Here is a 6,321-nt window from a genome sequence, read left to right as displayed (position 1 = left end):
GCCTCCAGCCCCCGCCGCCTCCCGGCGCTGAAGGGCCTGTGGCCCTTCCTGCGCCCCTACCGGGCGCGCATGGCGCTCGCCTTCGCCCTGCTGTGCCTGGGCTCTGCGCTCATCCTGCTGATGCCGCTGGCGTTCCGCGACCTCATCGACTTCGGCTTCGGTGCGCACTCCACACGCCCCGCCGGCGGCCTGCTCCCCGGGCTGAGCCTGGACGGGCATTTCGTCGCGCTCTTCGGCCTGGCGGGCGCCTGGGCGCTCGCGGTGTCGGCGCGCTACTACACCGTGTCCTGGATCGGCGAGCGCGCGACCGCGGACCTGCGCAGCGCGGTCTATGCGCGCGTGCTCACCCAGTCGCCGCAGTTCTTCGAGACCCTGCAGACCGGCGAGGTCCTGTCCCGCCTCAGCGGCGACGCGACGCTGATCCAGACCGTCGTCGGCAGCTCGGTATCGATGGGCCTGCGCAGCCTGTTCCAGTTCGCCGGCGGCATGGTCATGCTGGCCGTCACCAGCTTCCACCTCTTCGCGCTGAACCTGGGCCTGATGGCGCTGCTGACCCTGCCCATCCTCGCCATCGGCCGCAAGCTGCGGCGGCTGTCGCGCGAATCGCAGGACCGCATCGCCGACGCCTCGGCGCTCGCCGGCGAAATCCTCAACGCCATGCCCACGGTGCAGGCGTACACGCAGGAACGGCAGGAAGCGGCACGCTTCGCCGACGCCACCGAAACCAGCTTCGCGACCGCGATCCGGCGCACGCGCATGCGCGCCGTGCTGACGGCCCTGATCATCACCGCGGTGATGGGCACCATCGTCTTCGTGCTGTGGATCGGCGTGCGCCAGGTGCACGCCGGCGCCATGACCCAGGGCCAGCTCGCGTCCTTCCTCCTGTATGCCGTGCTCGTCGCCGGCGGCGTCGGCACGCTGGCCGAAGTGTGGGGCGACGTGATGCGCGCGGCCGGCGCCGCCGAGCGCCTGCTCGAACTGCTGCACGCCGACAGCGCGATCCGCGAAGCGCCCCACCCGCAGGCGCCGGTCCGCCCGACGCAGGCCGCGATCACTTTCGAGCACCTCACGTTCTGCTATCCGGCCCGCCCGCACACGCGCGCGCTCGACGACATCTGCCTCGACGTCGCACCGGGCGAAAGCGTCGCCCTCGTCGGCCCCTCGGGCGCCGGCAAGACGAGCCTCTTCCTCGTCCTGCTGCGCTACTACGACGCGACCGGCGGTCGCATCCGCCTCAACGGGCAGGACATCCGCGAACTCGGCCTGCACGACCTGCGCCGCGGCATTGCCATCGTCCCGCAGGAACCGGTGATCTTCTCGGCGAGCGCGCTCGACAACATCCGCTACGGCCGCCCCGGGGCGAGCGACGCCGAAGTTCGGACAGCCGCCCGCGCCGCGCTCGTCGACGAATTCGTCGAGCGCCTGCCCGACGGCTACGACACCTTCCTCGGCGAACGCGGCACCCGCCTGTCCGGCGGACAGCGCCAGCGCATCGCCATCGCGCGCGCGATCCTCAAAGGCGCCCCGTTGTTGCTGCTCGACGAGGCCACGAGCGCCCTCGACGCCGAATCGGAAATCCTCGTGCAGCAAGGCCTCCACAGCGCGATGCAGGGCCGCACCACGCTCATCATCGCCCATCGCCTCGCCACCGTGCAGAAGGTCGACCGCATCGTCGTGCTCGATCAGGGGCGTGTCGTGGAAACCGGCACCCCGGCCGATCTCCGCCGCCAGGGCGGACTTTATGCGCGTCTGGCGGCGCTGCAGCTCGCCATGTGAGCCGCGGGGCCACGGCCATGCGCCCGGCCCGCGCGCCGCCCCGCAGTCACGGTCCTTCCCCCCGACGACCGGCGCGATGCCCGCAAGCGTGCGCGCTACGACAAGCGCGTAGCTTGGCGGGTGTAGACTCTGACCTTTGCCCCGGGGGCGTCGAGCAGCCGCCGACTCCCGCCCCGGCGAGTTCCACGGAGACGCCATGCGCAAGCGCGACAACACGCTCACCACCGACCAGAAGGCCCTCGCGATCAACCTCGACAAGTACAAGTACGGCTCGATCGTCGAGATCGGCGCCGGCCAGGAAGTGGCCCGGCGCTTCTTCTCCGTCGGGGCCGCCGCCGGCACGATCGCGAAGACCATGTCGGCCTACGACATGGCCGTGAGCGACGACATCTACGGGCACGTCGACCGCTACGTGAGCCGGGCGCGGCTGCTGCAGATGCTGGAGAAGGAATTCACCCAGGTCGTCGACCGACTCGCCCATCTGCGGGCGAAGAACACGACCTTCTTCGCCTACGCTGCGACCGTGACCGCCCGCAGCTTCAAGCAGAAGAACGAATGCCACGGCTGGGTCGGCATCCGCCTGCAACTGCATCCGGGCGCCATGCCCAGCGACGTGATCATGCACGTGCGCATGCTCGACAACGACAATGCGCTACAGTCGGAAGCGCTCGGCATCCTCGGCGTGAACCTGATCCACGGCGCCTTCCTCCATCACCAGCACCCCGAATGGGTCGTCGAGGGACTGGCGGACGGACTCGGCTCCGACCGCATCGAGGTCGACCTCATCCACTTCTCCGGCCCCTACTTCGAGGAAGTCGAGAACCGCCTGATGAACCTGCACCTGATCCGCGCATGGCTCACCCGGGCGGTGGTGTTCAATCCGGCGGGCGAGGTGGTGGTACCGGGAGAGTTGTTCTATCGCAAGCCGGTGACGGTCATTCGCGGCAGCTTCAAGCCGGTGACGCTGGTGAACGTCGACATGATGTCCGCGGCCCTCAAGCAGTTCAGCCAGCTCGCGGCGGTGGATGAGAACGAGATCCTGTCACTCGCCGAGATCACGATGAATTCGCTCGTGAGCGGCGACAACGTGGACGGCGCGGACTTCCTCGCGCGCATCGACCTGCTCGCGTCGCAGGGCTGCACGGTGATGGTCTCGGACTACGTGCGCTTCTTCCGCCTGCGCGCCTACCTGCGCCGCTACACGCAGAAACCCATCGGCATCGTGCTGTCGGTACGCGACTTCGACTTCCTGTTCGACGAAAAATACTACGACGGCCTGGAGGGCGGAATCCTCGAAGCCTTCGGCAAGCTCTTCCCCGACAACACGTATGTCTACGTGTATCCCTCGCGCCCGCGCCACGGCAACACGCAGGCGCTCGTCACGCTGGACAACGTCGTGGTACCCGCCAACCTCGGCCACCTGCTCGCCTTCCTCAAGGAAAACCGCAAGCTGATCGCGGTCGAACCGCGCGACGAGAGCCACCTGCACATCGACGCCACCGAGGTGCTGGCCGCGCTGCGCCGCGGTCGCGGCGAATGGGAGCACGACGTGCCAGCGGTGGTCGCCGCGCGGATCATCGAATCTCGGCTGCTCGGCTTCGACACCGAGTGAGGGCTTGCTCCGGGCGGGCGCCCCGCCCGCCTCAGTCCTCCAGCGGGCGCTCCGGGTGCAGCCGGCGCCACAGCTCCGGCATCGCCTCGGCGGCGCCCAGGCGCAGGCGGTGCGAGACGATCTCGCTGACTTCGGTTTCGCCCGGGTTGATCTCGACGCTGGGCACGCCGACCTCCCTCGCCCACCACACCGGCCCCGAGATGTAGGGGAACACGCTGGTGGTGCCGATCGACACGACGAGGTCGAGGCCATGCGCGATCAGGGTCTCCAGCCGGTGCAGGCCGGCCTCCGGCAGCATCTCGCCGAACAGCACGACATCGGGCCGCAGCACGCCGCCGCACTTCGGGCACGCCGGCGGCAGCTGCAGGCCGGAGTAGTCCTTGACGCTGCGATGATGATTGCACTCCATGCAACGCAGGTGATGCACGGTGCCGTGGATCTCGATGACGTTGCGCGAACCGGCGTCGCGGTGCAGGCCATCGACGTTCTGCGTGAGCACCCAGACGCCCGGCTTCTCGTGTTCCAGCGCGGCGATGATGCGGTGCGCGATGTTGGGCTGTGCGCCGCGGCAGTTGGCCTCGATCTGCGCGATGTACTTCCACGAGATGTCGGGGCGGCGATTCATCATCTCGCCCGACAGGGCCTCCTCGATCATCAGCCCTTCGTCGGTGAGGCGTTCGTGGTACAGCCCGCCGATGCCGCGGTAGGTGGGCAGGCCGGAATCGGCCGAGATGCCCGCGCCGGTGATGAAGAGGATGCGCTTGGCGTCGGCGATCAGTTGCGCGACGCGGTCCAGGGTTTCGGCTTCGCTCATGCTTTCGCCACTTCGACGAGACAGTCGTAGAAGGTCGGTCCGCCGCCGAAGTCGGTCAGCGCGGGCGAGGTGACGGCGTTGGCGTTCTCGCCGTCGCCCGAGAGCTTGCGCCACCACACCGAGGGGCACACGACGACGCCCGGCCGCACGCGTTCGGTAACGACCGCCTGCGCGTGGAAGGCGCCACGGTCGTTGAAGATGCGCAGGCGCTCGCCCGCGGCGATGCCGCGCCGTGCGGCATCGTCCGGGTGGATCTCGAGCTTCGGCCCGCCTTCCTGCTCGCGGAAGCGCGGCAGGTTGGCGAAGCTGGTATTGAGGAAGTTGCGCGCCGGCGGCGAGATCATCGCCAGCGGATAGCGTGCGGCGAGTTGGGGGTTGCTGACCGGCGACTCGTGCGGCGGCACCCAGCCCGGCAGCGGGTCGAGGCCGCGCTGCGCGAGCGATTCGGAGAAGAACTCGCACTTGCCCGAAGGCGTCGGGAAGTTGCCCTTCGCGAACGGGGCGAAGGGGCGCGGCAGGTTGAGGCGCACCCAGCCGCGCGTGCGCAGCGTCTCGGGGTCGAGGCCCAGCGCGCGGTTGTCGCGACGCTTGAAGGCCTGCGCGGCGATCTCGTCGTCCGACTCGCGCAGCGCCGCGTCGGTGAAACCCATGCGCGCGGCGAGCAACCGGAACACTTCGCTGTTGGGCTTGGCCTCACCGAGCGGTGCGATCGCCGGCTCGTTCGTCAGCGCATAGAGATGGCCGTAGGCCTTGTGCACGTCGCGGTGTTCGAGCTGGCTGGTGGCGGGCAGCAGGATGTCGGCGTAGTCAGCGGTGTCGGTCTGGAAGAGCTCATGCACGACGCAGAAGAGGTCCTCGCGCATGAAGCCTTCGCGCACGCGCGTGCCGTCCGGGGCGACCGCGACGGGGTTGGAGTTGTACACGTACAGCGCACGGATCGGCGGCTCGCCGGCGCCGAGCAGCGCCTCGCCGATCGCCGACATGTTGATCGTGCGCGGCGGGCGCGTGTGGTGCGCGGTGTACAGCTCGGGGCGTTCCAGCGACTGCTGGTCGAGGGGGAAGTTGCCCGAGGTCGATAGCAGCGCGCCGCCCGCCGGATGGCGCCACGCGCCGGTGAGCGCCGGCAGGCAGGCGATGTTGCGCATCACCGTGGCGCCGCCCGCGCAGCGGTTGAGGCCGTAGTTGAGGCGGATCGCCGCCGGTGTCGTGCTGCCATATTCGCGTGCGAGGCTGCGGATCGCATCCGCGGGCAGGCCGGTAAGCGGCGCCGCCCATTCGGGGGTGAAGGCCTGCACGCGCTCGGCCATGGCCTTGAAGCCCAGCGTGTGGGCGTCGACGTACTCACGGTCGATGAGGCCGTCGGCGATCAGCACCTGCATCATCGCCAGCGCCAGCGCGCCGTCGGTGCCGGGCCAGGGGGCGAGGTGCAGGTCGCACTTCTCGGCCGTCTGCGAACGCCACGGGTCGATGCACACGAGCTTCGCGCCGCGCCGCTTCGCCTCCAGGATGTAGCGCCAGCCGTGCAGGTTGGAGACGACCGGGTTGCCGCCCCAGATCAGGATCAGCCTGGCGTCGACGATCGCCTCGGGGTCCATGCCGACCGAGGCCCCCATCGTCGCCTTCCAGCCCGCCGCACCGGCCGAGGCGCAGATCGTGCGGTCCAGCAGCGAGGCGCCGAGGCGGTGGAAGAAGCGGCGGTCCATGCTCTCGCCCTGAACCAGGCCCATCGTGCCGGCGTAGCTGTAGGGCAGGATCGCGCGCGGGTCGTCGGCGGCGATCGCGGCGAACTTCGCAGCGATGGTATCGAGCGCCTCGTCCCACGAGATGCGCTCGAAGCGCCCCTCGCCCTTCCTGCCGACGCGCTTCATCGGGTGCAGCAGGCGCTGGTCGGAGTAGACGCGTTCGAGGTAGTGCGCGACCTTGGTGCACAGCGCGCCGTTGGTGAAGGGCAGGTCGTCGGCGCCGCGGATCTTCACCGCGCGGCCGTCCTCGACGGTGACCTCCATCGCGCAGGTGTCGGGACAGTCGTGCGGGCAGGCGGCGCGGACGACCTTGCTGGCGGCAGTGCTCATGACGACTCCTGAATCCTGCCGGACCACGCGACGCGCGCCGGCCTGCA

Annotated in this window: 4 protein-coding genes; 2 read left to right on the top strand and 2 right to left on the bottom strand. The window is 69.6% G+C overall.

Going from position 1 to position 6,321, the window contains the following annotated elements:
* Window positions 1–1,776: ABC transporter transmembrane domain-containing protein (locus GO615_RS10950; RefSeq protein ID WP_246262227.1), on the top strand; the 1,776-nt coding region annotated here is incomplete at its 5' end.
* Window positions 1,777–1,972: 196 nt separating this feature from the next.
* Complete coding sequence (locus GO615_RS10945) at window positions 1,973–3,388, top strand: TonB-dependent receptor (protein WP_169127874.1); 1,416 nt, start codon at window positions 1,973–1,975, stop codon at window positions 3,386–3,388.
* 31 nt (window positions 3,389–3,419) lie between these two features.
* Here GO615_RS10945 and GO615_RS10940 read toward each other — a convergent pair whose 3' ends face one another.
* Entirely contained in the window at window positions 3,420–4,202 is a 783-nt protein-coding gene (locus tag GO615_RS10940) for an NAD-dependent deacylase (protein ID WP_169127872.1), read from the bottom strand.
* The gene (locus tag GO615_RS10935; protein WP_169127870.1) at window positions 4,199–6,274 is read right to left on the bottom strand and encodes a molybdopterin-containing oxidoreductase family protein; all 2,076 of its coding nucleotides are present in this window, start codon (window positions 6,272–6,274) and stop codon (window positions 4,199–4,201) included. Before GO615_RS10935 ends, GO615_RS10940 begins: the two co-directional genes overlap by 4 nt.
* Between the last annotated feature and the right edge of the window lie 47 nt (window positions 6,275–6,321).

Origin of the sequence: Aromatoleum evansii (assembly GCF_012910805.1) — a bacterium.
Lineage (GTDB): Bacteria > Pseudomonadota > Gammaproteobacteria > Burkholderiales > Rhodocyclaceae > Aromatoleum > Aromatoleum evansii.
This window is presented reverse-complemented; position numbering and strand designations above follow the sequence as displayed.

Coding starts and splice junctions, on each gene's coding strand:
- GO615_RS10945 (WP_169127874.1), top strand. CDS start 1,973: ATGCGCAAGCGCGACAACACGCTCACCACCGACCAGAAGGCCCTCGCG.
- GO615_RS10940 (WP_169127872.1), bottom strand. CDS start 4,202: ATGAGCGAAGCCGAAACCCTGGACCGCGTCGCGCAACTGATCGCCGAC.
- GO615_RS10935 (WP_169127870.1), bottom strand. CDS start 6,274: ATGAGCACTGCCGCCAGCAAGGTCGTCCGCGCCGCCTGCCCGCACGAC.